We start from the raw sequence: 17615 nt of genomic DNA, 5'->3' as shown, positions 1-17615 counted from the left end.
AAGACCCCGGTGCAATCCAAACACCGGGGTCCTTAGAGTTAAAGCGCCTCTAGTTCTTTCACAATTCCTTCGCAGATTTGATGCGTTTCCAGGGAATCTGTCGCTGTTATTAGAGGTGCTTTATTATTGCTGACCGCCTGCAGAAAATCAAAAACAATCTGCTCGAAACCGCGTTTGTGAAGCGTAGGCTCCCAGTCACTACCTCCGATCCTTGTTTCAGTCCTGTTTTCCTGCACTAAAAGGTCAGACACATTCAAGGCAGACCGCTTCTCATTTGACTGGAAAATCTCCACCTTTTCCTCTACAACACCGCTGTCACGGTTCATGATCCCAATCGCAATTCCCTCTTCCGCCTGCAGCTGAATGACAACATGATGAAGAAATGCACCATTTTTCTTTCCAGTAACATTGACTTGCTTGATTGGGTAGGGGAATAAGAATCTCAGTGTATCGACAACGTGGATGAAATCATCTAGAATGAAGTGACGTATTTCTCCAGGCAGCGCCTTCCTGTTTTTCTGCATGACCACCATATTTGGTTCTTTCAGCTCCGCCAGCTTTTTATATGCCGGAGCATATCTGCGGTTAAAACCAGTCATAAATATCAAGCCTTTTTCCTCAGCCAGTTCCGTCAATTCCTTTGCTTTTTCATACTCATAGGCAATGGGCTTGTCTACATACACATGGACACCAGCCAGCAGCAATTCTTTAACAATCTCATGATGTGATTCCGTTGCACTATGTACAAAAGCACCTTTAACACCACTTTCAATAAGCTCATCAAGACTTGGATGTATCTTGGAAAACCGGTACTTTGCAGCGATATTTTTCAGTTTCACATTATCACGCGTAAAAAGGTGGAACTCAATATCTCCCTGCTCCGCGAAAACGGGCAGATAAGCTTTTTGCGCAATATCCCCTAAACCAATGACACCGATTTTCAACATGATGATCCCTCCACCATTTTTTATTTCAAGTGTACACATGAACCGGATCAATAAAAAGAAATCAGCCCTAAACCGGCTGATTTCTTTGATTTTTTTATAGCAGACTATTCATTAATCCAGGCAAGCCCGATAGTTCCCTGCCCTGTATGTGTACCGGCCACTGGACTGAAAGTGGTTGTTGTAAATGATATTTCTGGGAAACGCTGTTGAAGTTCGGCACGCCAAGTCTCTGCCAATTCCTTTACATTTCCATGAATGACACTGGCTTCTTTAATATTGCTTGAAGCTTCTTCAAAAATTTGAAACAGGCGTTCTTTGACCTTTTTTTCAGTCCTGATTTTATCAAAAAGAACTACCTTGCCATCATCAAACCTGACAATCAGTTTCAATTTGATCAAGCTCCCGATGATCACCTGAGTGGTCGATAAACGACCGCCCTTATGCAGCTGCTCTAAACTTCCCGGTGCCATGTATAAATTTGCCTTATCAGGAAGCGTTTTTAAATAGGAAACAATTTCGGCATACGACTTGCCTTCCTTCTGCAGTTCAACGCCCTTTTCAACCATGCGCCCCAATGGGTAGGAACCTATTTTAGAGTCAATGACATCAACTTTGAAATCAACCATGCTTGATGCTGCGACGGACGATTGGAAGGTTCCAGTGAGAGCGCTCGAAGCGTGGATCGCGATTGCATGCTTGTACTGCTCTTTTAGTTTCTGGTAAAGTTCCACAAATTCCCCAATCGCAGGCTGGGATGTTTTCGGTAGAACCTTTGATGCAGCCAGTTTTGGATAGAAATCCTCTGCAGTGATATCTACCCCTTCTAAGTAGGATTCCTCACCAAAAATAATACTTAAAGGCACAACGTATATATGGTTATTTTTTATGAATTCTTCAGTAAGTCCAGATGTGCTGTCGGTTACCCATGCAATGTCATTTAATGTAGTCATGATTTCTCCTGTTCTTCGTCAAAAATATCGGTGTATATGCTTACATTTCTCATGATATATGAAGATTCCTTATAAGACTATTAGTAATTTTTAAGAATACGATTTATTTGTTAAAAACATTGAAAAAGTTAATAACTCAGACACATGTTTTTCGTCCTGATTAAAGGGAACAATGGTAACAAACCTGACTGGAGGAAAGAGACTCATGGACCCTTATATCTACGGTTTATATTCCCTCGTATACTTGTTTTTATTCCTTTTGGGACTAAAATTATCGATCAAGCATGGATTTTTTTCCTGGTTGAATGTTCTTCTGCTCGTTACATTCGGCCTCGTGTATGATAATCTCGTGCTCGCAATGGGGAGCATAATTGGAAAAGGCTCCTTTTTAGAAGGCTTGAATGTTATGCGCTACTGGTTTCACGCATTCTTTACCCCATTATTGATTTTGTTTTCCTGGGAAGCGATCAGGGAGACAGGAATCCACTGGCTGAAGGGACGCACAGGACTTATTTTGGCAGGTGTCTTTACTCTGGCCATGATGATTGCAGAACTTGTTCAAAATACCATCGGACTTAAGCTTGAGCCATCTGAGAGTTATGGAGTATTAAGCTATGAATCCTCCGGATCACATGGCCCCCCAATTATGATCATCGGTGTTACCCTTGCGTTACTGCTTGCCGGGATTATCCTCTGGAAAAAGCTGAAGTGGAAATGGATGGCTGTCGGTGTCATTTTGATGGGTATAGGCAGCGCCGTGAAGATTCCAATTGAGAGTGATGCAGCCACGAACGGCTTTGAGCTAATTTTACTGATATCATTATGGGCAACTAAAGCTTTCCTTGAAAAAAATACAGACCAGGCCACAAGATAAGGCCTGATCTGTTTAAAATAAGCTCTTCACTTCCTGTGCCGATAACTGCTTTCCTGTAGAAACAACTTTTTCATCAATGACCAAAGCCGGAGTACCTTTCACCTTATACTTTTCGATTTCCCTAGTGTCTTCCACCCTTTCAACCACCGCCGCTACCCCCGCTTCATTCACAGCCACATTGATGCTGTCCACAAGACTATTGCACTTTTCGCATCCAGGACCCAACACTTTAATAATCATTTCTTCCGTCTCCTTTCACATTTTTATACCTTTATATCTTGAATGTACCCTCATTTTGAAAATAAAAGTCATTATTCGTATAGTTTATTAAACATTGCCCTCATGAAAGCCAATAACTTTTTACCAATAAAAAAATATGAGAAAATAACAATGCAATTGAATTAATAAGGAGGCGCAAAAAATGCCACAGAATCTCCAGGATACAACAACATTACATAATGGTGTGAAGATGCCATGGTTTGGCCTTGGTGTGTTCAAGGTCCAGGAAGGGTCTGAAGTTGTAGAATCTGTTAAAGCGGCGCTTAAAAATGGCTACAAGAGCATTGACACTGCTGCAGTCTACAGGAATGAGGAAGGCGTCGGACAGGCAATCAAGGAAGCTGGTATTCCGCGTGAAGAGTTGTTTATCACGACGAAGGTCTGGAATTCTGACCAGGGTTATGAGTCAACGCTCCAGGCTTTTGAGACAAGCATGGGAAAACTCGAGCTCGATTATCTGGACCTTTACCTGATTCACTGGCCGGTTGCCGGCAAATATAAAGAAACATGGAAAGCACTAGAGCAGCTTTATAAGGATGGCCGGGTCCGCGCCATTGGTGTAAGCAACTTCCATGTTCACCATCTTAAAGATTTGATGGCTGATTCTGAAATCAAACCAATGGTCAACCAGGTTGAATACCATCCACACTTAGCGCAGACGGAGCTGCTTGAATTCTGTAAAGCCGAGGGTATCCAAATGGAAGCCTGGTCTCCTTTAAAGCAAGGAGAACTTTTATCGGAACCAACAATCGTTGAAATCGCCGAAAAGCATAAGAAATCACCAGCACAAGTGATCCTGCGCTGGGATTTACAAAACGAAGTGGTCACCATACCGAAATCGGTCAAGGAACATCGTATTATCGAAAATGCAGATATCTTTGATTTTGAGCTTTCGGCCCAAGATATGGACCGCCTGAATAGCTTAAATAAGAATGAGCGTGTAGGACCAGATCCGGATAATTTCGATTTTTAACTTGCACACTTAATTCCAAAATACAAAATGGCTTTTTATTACGGTAAAATCGGCTTTAGGATTAACAACATTTTTTTCGAAGACAGCCTTAATTAAATAATGCATACGGCGCAGATTAGGTTCTGCGTCTTTTTTTTGCCCCAAAAAACTAACACCAAATATTTATACCTAAATATAGTATCTGGTGCTAAAAATCACATCTTTTTATAATCGTCCATGTTAAACTGCAAAAGAATAAATTCAGAAAGGGGTTTTTTAGCATGGATTTCCCGAAGCTTAAAATTGGCCATATGGCTCCAAGAGTTCCGATTATGCAAGGTGGAATGGGGGTAGGTATCTCGCTTAGCGGATTAGCGGCGGCGGTTGCAAACGCTGGAGGGATTGGCATCATATCCGGAACAGGGATTCCGGTAGAAGAGATGGTGATGCATATCCGAAAATCCAGGGAGCTAACTCAGGGCAATGGGTACATTGGTGTAAACGTCCTGTTTGCGATGAACGATTTTGCTGAGAAAATGAAAGCTGCTTTGAATGAAAAAGTTGATTTCATTATTTCTGGAGCAGGGATCTCTAGAGATATGTATTCTTGGGGAAGGCAAGCGGGCATTCCGGTCATTTCAATTGTATCTTCTGCCAAGTTAGCGAAAATCTCTGAACGTCTCGGTGCTGCTGCTGTGGTAGTTGAAGGATGTGAGGCAGGAGGCCATCTTGGGACTGACAAGCCTCTTTTTGATATACTCCCTGATATTGTTAAGTCTGTGTCCATCCCGGTAATCGCTGCCGGAGGAATCATGACTGGTGCTGATATCGCGAAGGCTTTGTCCGTTGGGGCTTCGGGTGTCCAAATGGGGACAAGGTTTGTAGCCAGTGAGGAATGTGACGCTCCGCAAAGTTTCAAGGAAAAATACGTTTCTGCCACGGAAAAAGACACACTGCTGGTCAAAACAACAGTAGGGCTGCACGGGCGTGCCATTGCCAATCACTTCACCAAGCTCATCACCACCTCAGATAAACTCAGGATCAAAAAATGCCGTGACTGCCTGAAAAATTGCTCCTATCAATTTTGTACACTGGACTCCCTGCTCACCTCTGTTTCGGGCGATGTAGAAAATGGCCTGGTATTCGCCGGCGCTAGAGTAAGTGAAATTAAAGACATATTACCAGTCCGTAAAATCATAGAAAACTTAAGAATGGAATACAACGCAGCTGCTCATGACTTAGCTTAATAAAAAACAGACAACCACATCCACGGTTGTCTGGTTTTCTTCACAGCCTTATGATAAATTCCTGGTCTGACACCTGACCTTTTTTATGCACTCGTTCATAAAACTGGATTTCTTTTTCATTCATCAAAATGACGGTCGAGCTTCTCGTCCCGTATCCTTCACTCTTGATGAACATAGGGGACAATAATCGCTCCCATTCCAGCGAAACACCCGTAGATGGCAGCAAATGGTCCGGCGCGGGGTCGGCATTTCTCAAATGCGCAAATAACCGGTCAACCAAATCAGGTTGCCCTTCTGAAATAATGCTGGCAAGTCCCGCCTTCCCCCGTTCTACCTTTGGCCAGTCGGTGTTAAGCAAATGGTTGCTGACCCCATGGACGCCAGCTTCCACTTTTTGCAGCGGGCCTCCGCGGTTAGAATAGTAATAGAGCTCATTCAAATCCCCTGCCAGAAGATTATAACCCGGATATTCCTGATGGCGATTGGCCAACTCCAGTAAATAGGTTTGGGTACTGACTGTTCCTTTCAGAAAATCAGCAACAAGTTCACCTCTTGTTCTTTTCCCTGCAGTAGTTTCACTTGGATCTCGATAATTGGTGAGAGCTGCAAACTTGCCTGTTGTTGTAACCCCCATCCAGGTTCCCATTTTCTCAAGATCCCTGCCGGCGAGCACTTCGGGAGCATCTTCCCAAAAATAAGCCGTCGCAGTTTCGCGATCATAAGCCTCATCCCTATTGGCAGCCACAATCACCTTATACTCTGGATGTGCTTTATAGGAAAATAAAACCAGACACATTCATCATCACAGCTTTCCTTTCAATTTACTCTATTATAACGCAAAGCAAAAAAGAGAAGGACCAAGTCCCTCTCTTTTCCTCATTTTATAGAAGCATACCTGCCATAGCGGCACTCAATAATGATGCAAGCATACCTGCGATGATAGCTCGTACACCCATTTTCGCGATGTCAGCACGACGGTTAGGCGCAAGGCTTCCTAGTCCGCCCAGCAAGATACCCATTGAAGAAACGTTTGCGAATCCACATAGCGCAAAACTGATGATCGCTACTGTTTTTGCAGATAATTGATCGATTTGTGGTCCGAATGAAGAATAGGCAACAAACTCATTCAAGATTAATTTTTGGCCGATAAATCCGCCAGCCTTGATCGCTTCATCCCAAGGAACACCAATAGCGAATGCAAGTGGAGCGAATACATAGCCAAGAATTACTTCAAGCGTTAAATTTTCAGCTCCGAAGAAACCTCCGAAGAAACCAATGATTCCATTGATCAAGGCAATCAAAGCGATGAACGCAAGCAACATTGCACCAATATTCAATGCTAATTGAAGACCCGTGCTTGCACCTCTAGCGGCAGCATCAATTACGTTTGCTGACTCTGTGTCTTTTTCCATCTTGAGTTCATCAGTAGACTCTGACTTCTCTGTTTCCGGTATCATGATTTTAGCGAGTACCAAACCTGCTGGAGCAGCCATGAAGCTTGCTGCAAGCAAGTATTCCAATGGAACACCTAATAATGAGTAACCAATCAATACAGAACCTGCTACAGAAGCCAAGCCCCCAACCATGATTGCAAAAAGCTCTGATTGAGTCATTTTCGCGATGTAAGGCTTAACTACAAGCGGTGCTTCTGTCTGGCCTACGAAAATGTTTGCTGCGGCTGATAGCGATTCAGCCTTACTCGTTCCCAGTAATTTAGAAAGCGCTCCGCCCAGGATCTTGATGATTACTTGCATGATTCCCAGGTAGTAAAGCACAGATATTAAAGAAGAGAAGAAAATAACAACTGTTAGTACTTGGAAAGCGAATACAAAGCCAATATTTTCGGCCTGGAACAATCCGCCGAACAGGAATTGCACACCAGCGTCTGTATAGTTGACGATCTCATTGACGCCAAGTGATAGCTTTTCCAATAAAACCTTCCCTGTTTCCCATTTCAATACTCCAAAAGCGAAAATGAACTGAATTGCCAATCCGCCAAGGACTGTTCTTAAATTGATGGACTTTTTGTTATTTGAGAAGATAAACGCAATACCCAAAACGACAGCAATCCCCATCAAACCCCATAAGATATTCATTGTTGACCCACCTCTTGTTGTGATATTTTTGCTGAAATGTTGTTAACGTTTACAAATGATATGAAAAAAATTTCAATAAAACGTTTACATTTGTTTAACTCGAACTTTCTAAAGCAAATATATCAGAAGTTAAGAACTTTTGTAAATAAGTTTTTGAACAAATGTAAAATGAAATTTATCCCTTTTCATCTTTTCGACAAAAATACCCGCAAGGCATCCTACCTATCGGGTATTTGTTTGTATCTTATGGCTTTATTTTCCCTAAACCATCACTTATCTAACAAAAATTTGGCAGTAAATTGGTCCGTTACAAGCACATTTGTATACTTCCCTTTTAAAGCTCCATAAATACCATCGATTTTATGAGCTCCGCCTGCAACTAATATTGAATACTTCTTCTTCTTTAACTCATCAAGTTCAATGCCTAAAGTTCTCGCATCAAGGTTTTCATTGCAAACCTTTCCATCTTTATCAAAGAATCGAGAACAGATATCACCGACAGCTTTTGAATAGATGACCTGCAAATCTTCTTCTGTAAAATATCCTAACTGGAACAATAAGGATTCAGACTTGATTGGGCCGATTGTATAGACCGCAATGTTCGATTGTTTTCCCATTTCCAGAATCTTTTTTATGTGCCTGTCCGCTTCCATCGCCTGTTTGACCACGACATGATCGACAATGGCCGGCAGCGGGAGATGATGCGGTGCGCTATTGAAGGCCTTTCCGAATAAGTACAGTATTTCGTTTGCATACGTATTTGTTTCGGAGTGGCTGACTCCGCCCTTCAATTGGACGACCTTTACATTTTTGCACGGTTTCTGCTTCAATTCCAAGGCAACATGATAGAGCGTCGTTCCCCAGGTGACACCGACAATATCATCATGGTCAACCACTTCATTCAAAAAAGCAGCAGCTTTCTCCCCGAGATATGTTTTGATCACACTGTCTTCATATTGTGGAATATGAGTAACGATGGCCTTTTTCAACCCGAACTTTTGTTCAAGTTGCGATGACAGATTTTCTACATCCTCAGTAGGGTCCATGATTCTGATATCAACAATGCCCTCCTGCTTTGCGATCTGCAGGAACCTTGATACTGTAGGTCTGGAAACTCCCAACTCCCTGGCAATATCATTCTGGTTATAATCAAGTAAATAATAAAGCTTGGCTGCCTCAATTATTTTTAATAATTTTTCCTTTTCCATTCGTGATCACCCTTGGAAATGACTTAAATTCAATACCTTTATTCTAGCAAAAAATCCGAATGAAAACATTTACATTTTAAAAAAGAACAAAATGTTCATAAATAACCAAAGGTTTACAAATGTTCATCAACATAAGAACACTTAGAAGATTATTTAGAAGGAAGAAAGAAAAAAGGATTGGCGTTAATCCAATCCCTCAAAAAATTATTTAATAATTGCCATCACTGATTGAGCATACTTCCTAGACAGCGAAGTCTTTTCTTCTTCACTTAACAAATGAAAGGGGCGGTCATTCTTGAAAACAACCTGGCTGACGAAAATTCCTCCAAGATGCCTAGCTACAAGACCTGCTTCAACTACTTGGCCTTTATTCTCGAAATGCAGTGCCAGACCCTTTTCAAGACTTGAAAAGATCATATTAGGCAAATCGACTTCTTCATCCAAATTCCCCATCAGGCTTTCGGATAGTAGCATTTTGACCATAGGTGCATTTTTGGACAAAGTACCTAATCTATTTTCAATAATCTTTATCAAAAAAGCTTCAGTATCCTCAGTTTTTGCCATTCTGTTAATTTGCGAATCAAATTGTCTCTCCAAAACATTCCTGATGACTGTTACAAACAGGTTTTGCTTATTGGTGAATTTCCGGAACAATGTTACTTCAGCCACTTCTGCTTCCTTTGCAATCTCTTGTGTTGTAGCCTGCAGCCCTTTTTTTACAAAAACCTTCATTGCTGCATTCAAAATTTGTTCCGTTTTGTCCCTCATACTGCCACCCCTAGTTTACTGGTAATTCATTCTCCCCTACATGTCTTATTTTCACAAAACGGTCTAGAATAATCAAGATGGCAGGCATGACTACAATTGTACTGAACAGTGCCAAGGATATATTTATTAATGTCATCAACCCAAAGTTGCTCAAAATGACAAAATCCGAAATCAGCAATGCGCTGAAACCGCCTATTGTTGTAAAGGCAGATGCGAGGATGGCCTTCCCTGTTTTCCGATTCGTGACCACGATGGCTTCATTGCTGTTTCTGCCTTTTTTCCGTTCTTCATAAAAACGCTCCATGATCAGGATGGTGAACTCTGTGCCAATTCCGATAATCAATGCTCCCAGCGTGGCAGTCAACGGGGTATATTTGATATCTAGTAAAAACATGGCTCCGCCTGACCATCCAACAATCAGGGCAATCGGCAGCAATGGTATAAATGCCTTGACAGGATGGCGGTATACTAACAGCAAGCCAAAGAATACAAGCCCCATCCCGAGTAATGTCATTTTATACCTGCCAGCAGTCAATGCGGTAACCATTTCAGCATCCAGCACTGCTTTTCCGGTAACCGTTGTATCCACTCCTTTTAATTCTTCCGCCTCAAAATAGTCGATTAAATCATCAATGAATCCCTTAAGCTCCTCTGCCTCCAGGTGCTCTATACTCAAGGTTATGACACCTTTTGTTCCTTCTTCATTAATTAACAGCTTTTTTTGAGACTCTGGCATCTCAGCCAAATATTCCTCTATCTTTTGATTCACAGGAAATTCCCCTTCATTCATCTGTCGAAGGGCAGTTGTGACTGAACGTGTATCTATAATGGTTTCTGGAAATTCACTTTTCACTGTTCCGGTAACCCCATCTACCCACTCCAATAACTCAGCAGATGACACATCGGCAGCTTCATAAACAACCGAAATTTGATCGGTACTGCCGAGAATTTCTCTTAACTTATGAATATCCTTTAACTCCTGTGTATCCTGCGGCATAAACTTTTCAACATCCGTTTCAACTCCAGCTTGCAAATCAGCCCAAATACCAAAACCAGCTGATATGAAGGCAACTAAAACGATGAACCACTTCATTAAAATCAGTTTATTTGTAAACCAATTAAAGAACCTGTCTCCCTTCATATTTTTTAATTTTACTTGTTTCTGTTTAACCCTTTCTTTTTTGAAGAAATGATCTCTGGTGAATAAAATAGGGATCAATATTAAAACCCCTGCTATAAAACTGATGATCATTCCTACTGTCAGCATCTTGCCAAAGTCCTGGATCATCGGCACAGGAGATGTATATAAAGCAATAAATCCCAGCCCGGTTGCGATTAAGGCTGTTAAAACTGCCGGCACCATTTTCGTTAATGTTTGGTTTAGGGCCTTCTTTGGTTTGTTATTCATGGTCATCCTCCCCTTCTGCCATTTCCTCTGAATACCTGTTTTGGAACTGAATCGCATAATCAATGCCAAGACCTATGAGAATCGGGAACACAGCCATAGATACCATCGTAACTGGAATCTGAATCCATCCCATCAAGCCAACCGTACCAATAACTGCTATTAGTATGATACCTAAAGGAAGTAAGCGCCAACTTACATTAAATGTGAATAATAAGATGATGACCATAAACAAAATAGATAACATCATCATTTTCTGCATGCTTTCCTTCATCGATGAACGGATTGCATCATCCAAAACTGGTTTACCGGAAACCATCGTGGCTGTTGATTCTATTTGATTTTCATCTAGATATGATTTAACCGTTTTCGAAATTTCACTTTTTGCATCGTCGGAAACATTTCCGTTGAATTTCACAATCATGAGCATAGTATGATCATCGATGACGACTTCATTAAAAATCTCCCTCTTTTTGCCATTATTATCTCTAATCATGTATTCCAGTGTTTCCTGCTTTACTGGCAATCCTGGCTTCAAGGAATCAGAATAGTCATTCATTGTACTTAAATTGTCGCTGATCGAAACCAATTTTTTGCCCATTTCATTTAAACCATTGCTAAGCTCATTTAAATCTTTAGCTTGTTTTTCCTTTTCTGCCTGCACGTTCCCTAATTTTCCCTCTTGGTTTGCTAGCCCACTTTCAATTTCTTTTTGCTGCTTTCTGGCCCCCTGCTCCCCAAAATCTTTTAATTTCCCTCCCATTTCATTCAGTCCATCTGACATTCCTGCTATCCCATCTTTGTATTGATCAGCTTGCTTTGACGAAATTTCTTCAAGCAAGATAACAGGGCTCATGACACTATAAATCTCTTTATGTGTAATAAGGATCGTCTCCAGCCTTTTCATATGTTTCAGCCTTTCAACGGTAAGCACATCTTGATTATCTGCTGCTTCATAAACGATGATGATTGATTCTCCTCCGAACTCTTCTTCAAGCTGCTGGTTACTTTTATAAACACTTGATTCAGTGCTTATCAGTGTCTCATTACCCGTAGCCAACTGAACCTTACCTGCCCCTGCAGCTAAAAGCACAACAACCATGATCGTTAATAGCATTATTTTTACCGGGTGTTTTGACATCAGTGAGCCAAGTATTTTTAGCATGTTCCTTCCCCCTTGAAACTTATGAATGTAAGTGGTTACTTACATAAAGTATAATCAGCCTCCCCCATTATGTAAAGAAGAAATTAAAAAGGAGCCATCCCATAAATGGAATAGCTCCCCACATAATTATTAAAGCTTGCGCTTAGGAATTTTTCCAATTCCCAGTTCTTTCGCTTCTTGATTCAGGGCTTTAATTAGACTTAATCCCATTAAAGCCATAATGATGGAAAATGGCAATGCAGCTACGATCATTGTATTTTGCAATGCCTGCAGCCCGCCAGAGTACAGCAATACTAAAGAAATCGCCGACAGCATGATTCCCCAGGTAAATTTGATCCTATTCCCTGGTGTCAGTGATCCATTTGTTGTCATCATCCCTAAAACAAATGTCCCTGAATCTGCTGAGGTGATAAAGAAAGTGCCGACAAGAATCATTGCCACGATAGACAATAATGTGCTTAATGGATAGTTGGCAAACACGCCAAAGAGTGCTTCTTCAGTTGCAAGCTCTGAAATCTTCGCAATTCCTTCGTGCTCAAGCATGATCGCTGAACCCCCGAACGCAGAAAACCATAGGAAGCCGATCAAAGAAGGTACTAGCAGCACACCAAATACAAACTCTCTGATTGTCCGGCCTTTAGAAACTCGAGCTATAAAAATCCCTACAAATGGCGCCCAGGCAATCCACCATGCCCAGTAGAAAATCGTCCAGCCGTTAATCCACGAGCGGACTTCTTCATTTAAAGGCGCAATACGGAAGCTCATTGCGGGCAGATTCTGAAGATATGTACCAATTGTATTGGTAAAGAGGTTCAAGATAAACTGGGTGGGTCCTAAAAACAGCATAGCCACCAATAAGATGGCAGCAAGTATCATGTTTACGTTGCTTAAAATCTTGATTCCCTTTCCAAGTCCTGTCCAGGCAGATATCATGAATAACACTGTAACAACCAGGACAATTATCAATTGAGTTACGAAACCAGAGGGTACTCCAAATAGGTAAGAAAGTCCACCGTTAATTTGTACAGCTCCAAATCCTAAAGTTGTTGCCACACCAACCACAGTCGCGACAACCGAAATCACATCAATTACTTTACCAGCTGTACCAGTCGTCCTGTCGCCTAAAATCGGACCGAGAGTAGCACTGATCAACCCTGGCTTCCCATGTCTGAAATTGAAATAGGCAAGAACTAATGCAACAATTCCATAAATGGCCCATGCATGGATACCCCAGTGGAAAAACGTGAACCTCATTGAATCACGGATGGCCTGGTCAGATCCCGGCTCCACTCCAGTTGGTGTTGAGACCATATAATGGCTAATCGGTTCAGCAGTGCCCCAGAAAACAAGCCCAATCCCCATACCGGCACTAAAAAGCATCGCATACCAAGTCAGGGTAGAAAACTCAGGGCGGTCATCCTGCCTCCCAAGTCTGATTTTCCCCAGAGGACTGATCAAGAAATACAGACAAACGATTACAATTGCAGAAACAAGAATTAAATAATACCAGCCAAAAGTATCAGTAATGAATGCCTGGATACTGGCTGTAAACGATTCTAGTTTATCTGGAACAAACACACCGAAAAGAACCATCAACAACAAAATTCCTGTCGATATGAAAAAAACAGATGAATCCTTTTTCATCAAAAAACTCCCTTCTTCAACTTTGCACTTTAATACCCTAACACAAATTTGTGTTTTTTAAAAAAGATTGTACTCATAACAGAGATAGTATTACCGATTAGATTCAAAAAGATGAATATCTGAAATTCTTTTTTTACCGGGACTCACTTCAGGTTCAACTACTAAATTTCCCAATATTCTTCCCAAAAACTCAATTTAAAGGACTATTTTCAACATTCATGATAGTTACTTTTTTACCAGCTGTTTTCCAATATCATTCTATTAGTCTATTGAATCATTGTCGAACTTTGGTTAAAATTGTAAGAGATGCCCAGCCTGTAGGAGAAATGTTAGGAGACGATATTTTGAATAAAAAGCTGCTTATTAGAACACTATCCATTGGAGGCATTTTCCTGGCGACCTACCTGGGAGCGGAAAATTTACGATCGATTGAAAATCCAACGGCAGAAACACAAGCTTCAGTTGCACCAAAAATCAAACGAACAGAAGCTCATTCCATAACAAAGTCCATTGAAGGTAGAGAATTTCTCGAGGATTTCTTCAATATAGAGAAGAAGGAAATACTTAAAGGGGTTCCTCACATCAGTCAGCTCCCCGAATTACAGCGAGGCTGTGAGGTAACCAGCTTAACGATGCTTTTGCAGTATGAGGGAATCGAAGCCGATAAAATGACCCTGGCTGAGCAGATACATAAAATACCATTCCGCGACGCAAATTATGTTCGCAGCAATCCATATGATGGCTTCGTAGGCGATATCTATACTTTCAGCAAATCAGGATATGGCGTTTACCATGGTCCTGTAGCAAGGCTTGCAGAGAATTATATGCCAGGAAAAATCAAGGACATTACTGGCCAATCCATTGATTCAGTTTTTGAACTGATCGATACTGGATCACCAGTTTGGGTCATCATCAACTCCACCTTCGCGCCGCTTCCTGAATCGGAATTTACCGTTTGGGAGACAAATACCGGAAATGTGAAGATTACTTACAAAGAACACAGTGTTTTGATTGTCGGTTATGATGAGGAGTCCATTTACATAAACGATCCGCTTGCCAGCGATGGGTATAAGGCCGTCCCACGGACACCATTCGAGAATGCCTGGATCCAGATGGGCAGCCAGGCGATTGGAATAGAAAAATGATAGATTGTTAATATTGGAGTTTCAATCAAGAGTGAGAATAACGAGGATGAAATAGAAAAATCGGCAGGAGCTGTATCCTGCCGATTTTTTATTAAGCATACATCTTGTTTTCTTCCTGTTTGAAAAAGCTTTTCATCGCGTGGAATACATCAGCTTTCTGCTTGAGGATATAGTAACGGAAGTTATCATCTTTAATGTTTTTATACGCGGACATTAGGGTCGAGTGGCGATTGTACTGATTGACTTCTCCATAGCCAAACATATTGGAGACCTTCATCAGCTCTTCTACTAATTTTACACAGCGGGCATTGTCGGAGGTCAGGTTATCACCATCTGAAAAATGGAATGGGTAGATGTTAAACTTGCTTGGATTGTATTTCAGGTCAATCAGTTCCAGTGCTTTCCGGTAGGCGGATGAACAAATGGTACCTCCGCTTTCTCCTTTTGAGAAAAAATCTTCCTCGGAGACTACCTTTGCTTCTGTATGGTGAGCGATAAATTCGATTTCGACTGTTTCGTACTTGGAGCGAAGGAAGCGCGTCATCCAGAAGAAGAAGCTCCTCGCCATATATTTTTCCCACAGTCCCATACTGCCGCTCGTATCCATCATGGCAAGAACAACAGCCTTTGAATCGGGCTTTACGACCTCATTCCACGTCTTGAATTTAAGATCTTCCTTGTAGATTGGGTGGAACGATGGTTTGCCTGTCATCGCATTCCGCTTGTAAGCAGACATCATGGTCCGCTTTTTATCAATATTGCCCATCAAACCAGTCTTCCTGATGTCGTTGAATTCAATATTTTCAACGAGGTGCTCCTGTTCTTCCTTCTTCTTGAGATTAGGAAGCTCCAGCTCTTTAAATAACGCTTCTTCGATTTCCATCATTGATACTTCTGCTTCGTAATAATCTTCACCGGCCTGGTCTCCTGCGCCTTGCCCCTTCCCGGGACCTTGCTGCTGCCCGGAGCCATCACGCGCGACGACATCGCCGACTTTACTGTCTCCGTTCCCCTGGCCGACATGTTTGTTCTTATCATAGTTATAACGGATTTTGTACTCATCCAGTGACCTTATTGGAATCTTTACGACATCCCTGCCGTTGGACATGATAATATTCTCTTCGGTGATCAAATCAGGCAGATTGCTCTTTATTGCTTCCTGCACCTTTTCCTGATGGCGCTGTTGGTCATCATGTCCTTTGCGGTGGAGGGACCAATCTTCCTGGGAAATCACAAACTGGTGACTGCTTTCATCGGTCATTTTCAACCCCTCCTTTGAAATTTTCATTTTGACAGTAACATAATTCAGCATGCCTTCATACAATATCCCGATGGACTTTTCCCTTGTGGGAATTGTAATTACTCTATCTTATGCAGGAATACAAAATAATTTACAAATAATTTTGACAATTAACCTTTTCTCCTATAGATGGACAAGCCCATTTTATCTTGAAACCCTTTTGGGCATTATTGTCCTTTTTATCTAACACAGCTATAAGATCTTTTCTGCGGCCAGCCCCTATATTGCTCTCCCAGGCAGCAAACATGACTCCTTTTATTTCTGCTATAAGGGGGAGAAATTGCCTGGATGGACAGCATTTTTCGCTTTTTCAGCTGAACCTGTCCGAAGTTGCCCTGGGTTCGGACAGCTTTTCCGCTTTTTCAGCTGAACCTGTCCGAAGTTGCTCTGGGTTCGGACAGCTTTTCCGCTTTTTCCGCTGAACCTGTCTGAAGTTGCTCTGGGTTCGGACAGCTTTTCCACTTTTTCACGCTGAACCTGTCCGAAGTTGCACCAAGTTCGGACAGCTTTTCCACTTTTCCTGATGAACCTGTCTGAAGTTGCTCTGGGTTCGGACAGCTTTTCCCCTTTTCCCGCTGCACCTGTCTGAAGTTGCTCTGGGTTCGGACAGCTTTTCCACTTTTCACGCTGAACCTGTCTGAAGTTGCTCTGGGTTCAGACAGCTTTTCCACTTTTCACGCTGAACCTGTCCGAAGTTGCTCTGGGTTCGGACAGCTTTTCCGCTTTTTCCGCTGAACCTGTCCGAAGTTGCACCAGGTTCGGACAGCTTTTCCACTTTTCACGCTGAACCTGTCTGAAGTTGCACCAGGTTCGGACAACTTTTCCACTTTTCACGCTGAACCTATCTGAAGTTGCCCCAGGTTCGGACAGCTTTTCCATTTTTCACGCTGAACCTGTCTGAAGTTGCACCAGGTTCGGACAGCTTTTCCCTTTTCCCACTGAACCTGTCTGAAGTTACACCAGGTTCGGACAGCTTTTCCGCTTTTCCTGCTGAACCTGTCCGAAGTTGCTCTGGATTCGGACAGCTTTTCCACTTTTCCTGCTGAACCTGTCCGAAGTTGCCACATGTTCAGACAGCTTTTCCACTTTTCACGCTGAACCTGTCCGAAGTTGCACCAGGTTCGGACAGCTTTTCCCCTTTTCCCGCTGAACCTGTCCGAAGTTACACCAGGTTCGGACAGCTTTTCCGCTTTTTCCGCTGAACCTGTCTGAAGTTGCACCAGGTTCGGACAGCTTTTCCACTTTTCCCGCTGAACCTGTCCGAAGTTGCACCAGGTTCGGACAGCTTTTCCACTTTTCACGCTGAACCTGTCTGAAGTTGCACCAGGTTCGGACAACTTTTCCCTTTTCACGCTGAACCTGTCTGAAGTTGCCCCAGGTTCGGACAGCTTTTCCCCTTTTCCTGCTGAACCTGTCCGAAGTTGCTCTGCATTCGGACAGCTTTTCTACTTTTCACGCTGAACCTGTCCGAAGTTGCACCAGGTTCGGACAGCTTTTCCACTTTTCACGCTGAACCTGTCTGAAGTTGCACCAGGTTCGGACAACTTTTCCACTTTTCACGATTAAGCCCATATAATTGTGTAAATAGAAAATGAGTCATATTAATTCCTTTTGTCCTACAATGTTATCAGCGAC

Annotated in this window: 17 protein-coding genes; 4 read left to right on the top strand and 13 right to left on the bottom strand. The window is 42.2% G+C overall.

The annotated features are described in order from the left end of the window. Nucleotides 1-38: 38 nt before the first annotated feature. The gene (locus FOF60_RS05445) at nucleotides 39-947 is read right to left on the bottom strand and encodes a Gfo/Idh/MocA family protein (protein WP_192473521.1); all 909 of its coding nucleotides are present in this window, start codon (nucleotides 945-947) and stop codon (nucleotides 39-41) included. Nucleotides 948-1051: 104 nt separating this feature from the next. After that, complete coding sequence (locus FOF60_RS05440) at nucleotides 1052-1897, bottom strand: DegV family protein (protein WP_192473522.1); 846 nt, start codon at nucleotides 1895-1897, stop codon at nucleotides 1052-1054. 205 nt (nucleotides 1898-2102) lie between these two features. Between FOF60_RS05440 and FOF60_RS05435 the strand changes: the two genes are divergently transcribed. Beyond that, on the top strand, nucleotides 2103-2771 hold the full coding sequence (locus FOF60_RS05435; protein WP_192473523.1) for a hypothetical protein: 669 nt from the start codon (nucleotides 2103-2105) through the stop codon (nucleotides 2769-2771). A 12-nt stretch (nucleotides 2772-2783) separates the two neighbouring features. On the opposite strand, the gene FOF60_RS05430 is transcribed toward FOF60_RS05435, so the two are convergent. Then, nucleotides 2784-3011, bottom strand: a complete 228-nt coding sequence (locus tag FOF60_RS05430) for a thioredoxin family protein (protein ID WP_192473524.1) — start codon at nucleotides 3009-3011, stop codon at nucleotides 2784-2786. A 181-nt stretch (nucleotides 3012-3192) separates the two neighbouring features. On the opposite strand from FOF60_RS05430, the gene FOF60_RS05425 reads away from it, so the two are divergent. Next, a complete protein-coding gene (locus FOF60_RS05425) occupies nucleotides 3193-4023 on the top strand; it encodes an aldo/keto reductase (RefSeq protein ID WP_192473525.1) in 831 nt (276 codons plus the stop codon). A 260-nt stretch (nucleotides 4024-4283) separates the two neighbouring features. Continuing rightward, on the top strand, nucleotides 4284-5249 hold the full coding sequence (locus FOF60_RS05420; protein ID WP_192473526.1) for an NAD(P)H-dependent flavin oxidoreductase: 966 nt from the start codon (nucleotides 4284-4286) through the stop codon (nucleotides 5247-5249). 40 nt (nucleotides 5250-5289) lie between these two features. Here FOF60_RS05420 and FOF60_RS05415 read toward each other — a convergent pair whose 3' ends face one another. From FOF60_RS05415 to FOF60_RS05385, 7 genes are all read right to left on the bottom strand, one after another. Next, nucleotides 5290-6045, bottom strand: a complete 756-nt coding sequence (locus FOF60_RS05415; protein WP_192473527.1) for an NRDE family protein — start codon at nucleotides 6043-6045, stop codon at nucleotides 5290-5292. 85 nt (nucleotides 6046-6130) lie between these two features. Further along, complete coding sequence (locus FOF60_RS05410; RefSeq protein WP_192473528.1) at nucleotides 6131-7345, bottom strand: NupC/NupG family nucleoside CNT transporter; 1215 nt, start codon at nucleotides 7343-7345, stop codon at nucleotides 6131-6133. Between the two features lie 269 nt (nucleotides 7346-7614). Next, on the bottom strand, nucleotides 7615-8553 hold the full coding sequence (locus FOF60_RS05405) for a DNA-binding transcriptional repressor DeoR (protein WP_192473529.1): 939 nt from the start codon (nucleotides 8551-8553) through the stop codon (nucleotides 7615-7617). Between the two features lie 204 nt (nucleotides 8554-8757). Beyond that, a complete protein-coding gene (locus tag FOF60_RS05400) occupies nucleotides 8758-9321 on the bottom strand; it encodes a TetR/AcrR family transcriptional regulator (RefSeq protein ID WP_192473530.1) in 564 nt (187 codons plus the stop codon). Nucleotides 9322-9331: 10 nt separating this feature from the next. After that, complete coding sequence (locus FOF60_RS05395; protein ID WP_264647647.1) at nucleotides 9332-10729, bottom strand: efflux RND transporter permease subunit; 1398 nt, start codon at nucleotides 10727-10729, stop codon at nucleotides 9332-9334. Continuing rightward, entirely contained in the window at nucleotides 10722-11891 is a 1170-nt protein-coding gene (locus tag FOF60_RS05390; protein ID WP_192473532.1) for an MMPL family transporter, read from the bottom strand. The genes FOF60_RS05395 and FOF60_RS05390 overlap by 8 nt, the downstream gene beginning before the upstream one ends. Before the next feature lie 129 nt (nucleotides 11892-12020). Beyond that, on the bottom strand, nucleotides 12021-13535 hold the full coding sequence (locus FOF60_RS05385) for a glycine betaine uptake BCCT transporter (protein WP_192473533.1): 1515 nt from the start codon (nucleotides 13533-13535) through the stop codon (nucleotides 12021-12023). 344 nt (nucleotides 13536-13879) lie between these two features. Here FOF60_RS05385 and FOF60_RS05380 point away from each other — a divergent pair, with 344 nt between their 5' ends. Further along, a complete protein-coding gene (locus FOF60_RS05380) occupies nucleotides 13880-14680 on the top strand; it encodes a C39 family peptidase (protein WP_225650456.1) in 801 nt (266 codons plus the stop codon). A gap of 91 nt (nucleotides 14681-14771) precedes the next feature. Here the strand turns inward: FOF60_RS05380 and yhbH are convergent, their stop codons facing one another. The 3 genes from yhbH to FOF60_RS05365 all read right to left on the bottom strand — a co-directional run bounded on the left by yhbH (nucleotide 14772) and on the right by FOF60_RS05365 (nucleotide 17332). Next, entirely contained in the window at nucleotides 14772-15941 is a 1170-nt protein-coding gene (gene yhbH / locus FOF60_RS05375; protein ID WP_192473535.1) for a sporulation protein YhbH, read from the bottom strand. A 401-nt stretch (nucleotides 15942-16342) separates the two neighbouring features. After that, nucleotides 16343-16606 carry a hypothetical protein gene (locus FOF60_RS05370; protein WP_264647646.1) on the bottom strand — a complete coding sequence of 88 codons (264 nt, stop codon included), beginning with the start codon at nucleotides 16604-16606 and terminating at the stop codon, nucleotides 16343-16345. A gap of 204 nt (nucleotides 16607-16810) precedes the next feature. Next, nucleotides 16811-17332 carry a hypothetical protein gene (locus FOF60_RS05365; RefSeq protein ID WP_264647645.1) on the bottom strand — a complete coding sequence of 174 codons (522 nt, stop codon included), beginning with the start codon at nucleotides 17330-17332 and terminating at the stop codon, nucleotides 16811-16813. Between the last annotated feature and the right edge of the window lie 283 nt (nucleotides 17333-17615).

The organism is Mesobacillus jeotgali (genome assembly GCF_014856545.2).
In the GTDB taxonomy this organism is placed as follows: Bacteria; Bacillota; Bacilli; order Bacillales; family Cytobacillaceae; genus Mesobacillus.
The sequence above is the reverse complement of the archived record's forward strand: the minus strand, read 5'-3'. Positions and strand labels throughout refer to the sequence as shown.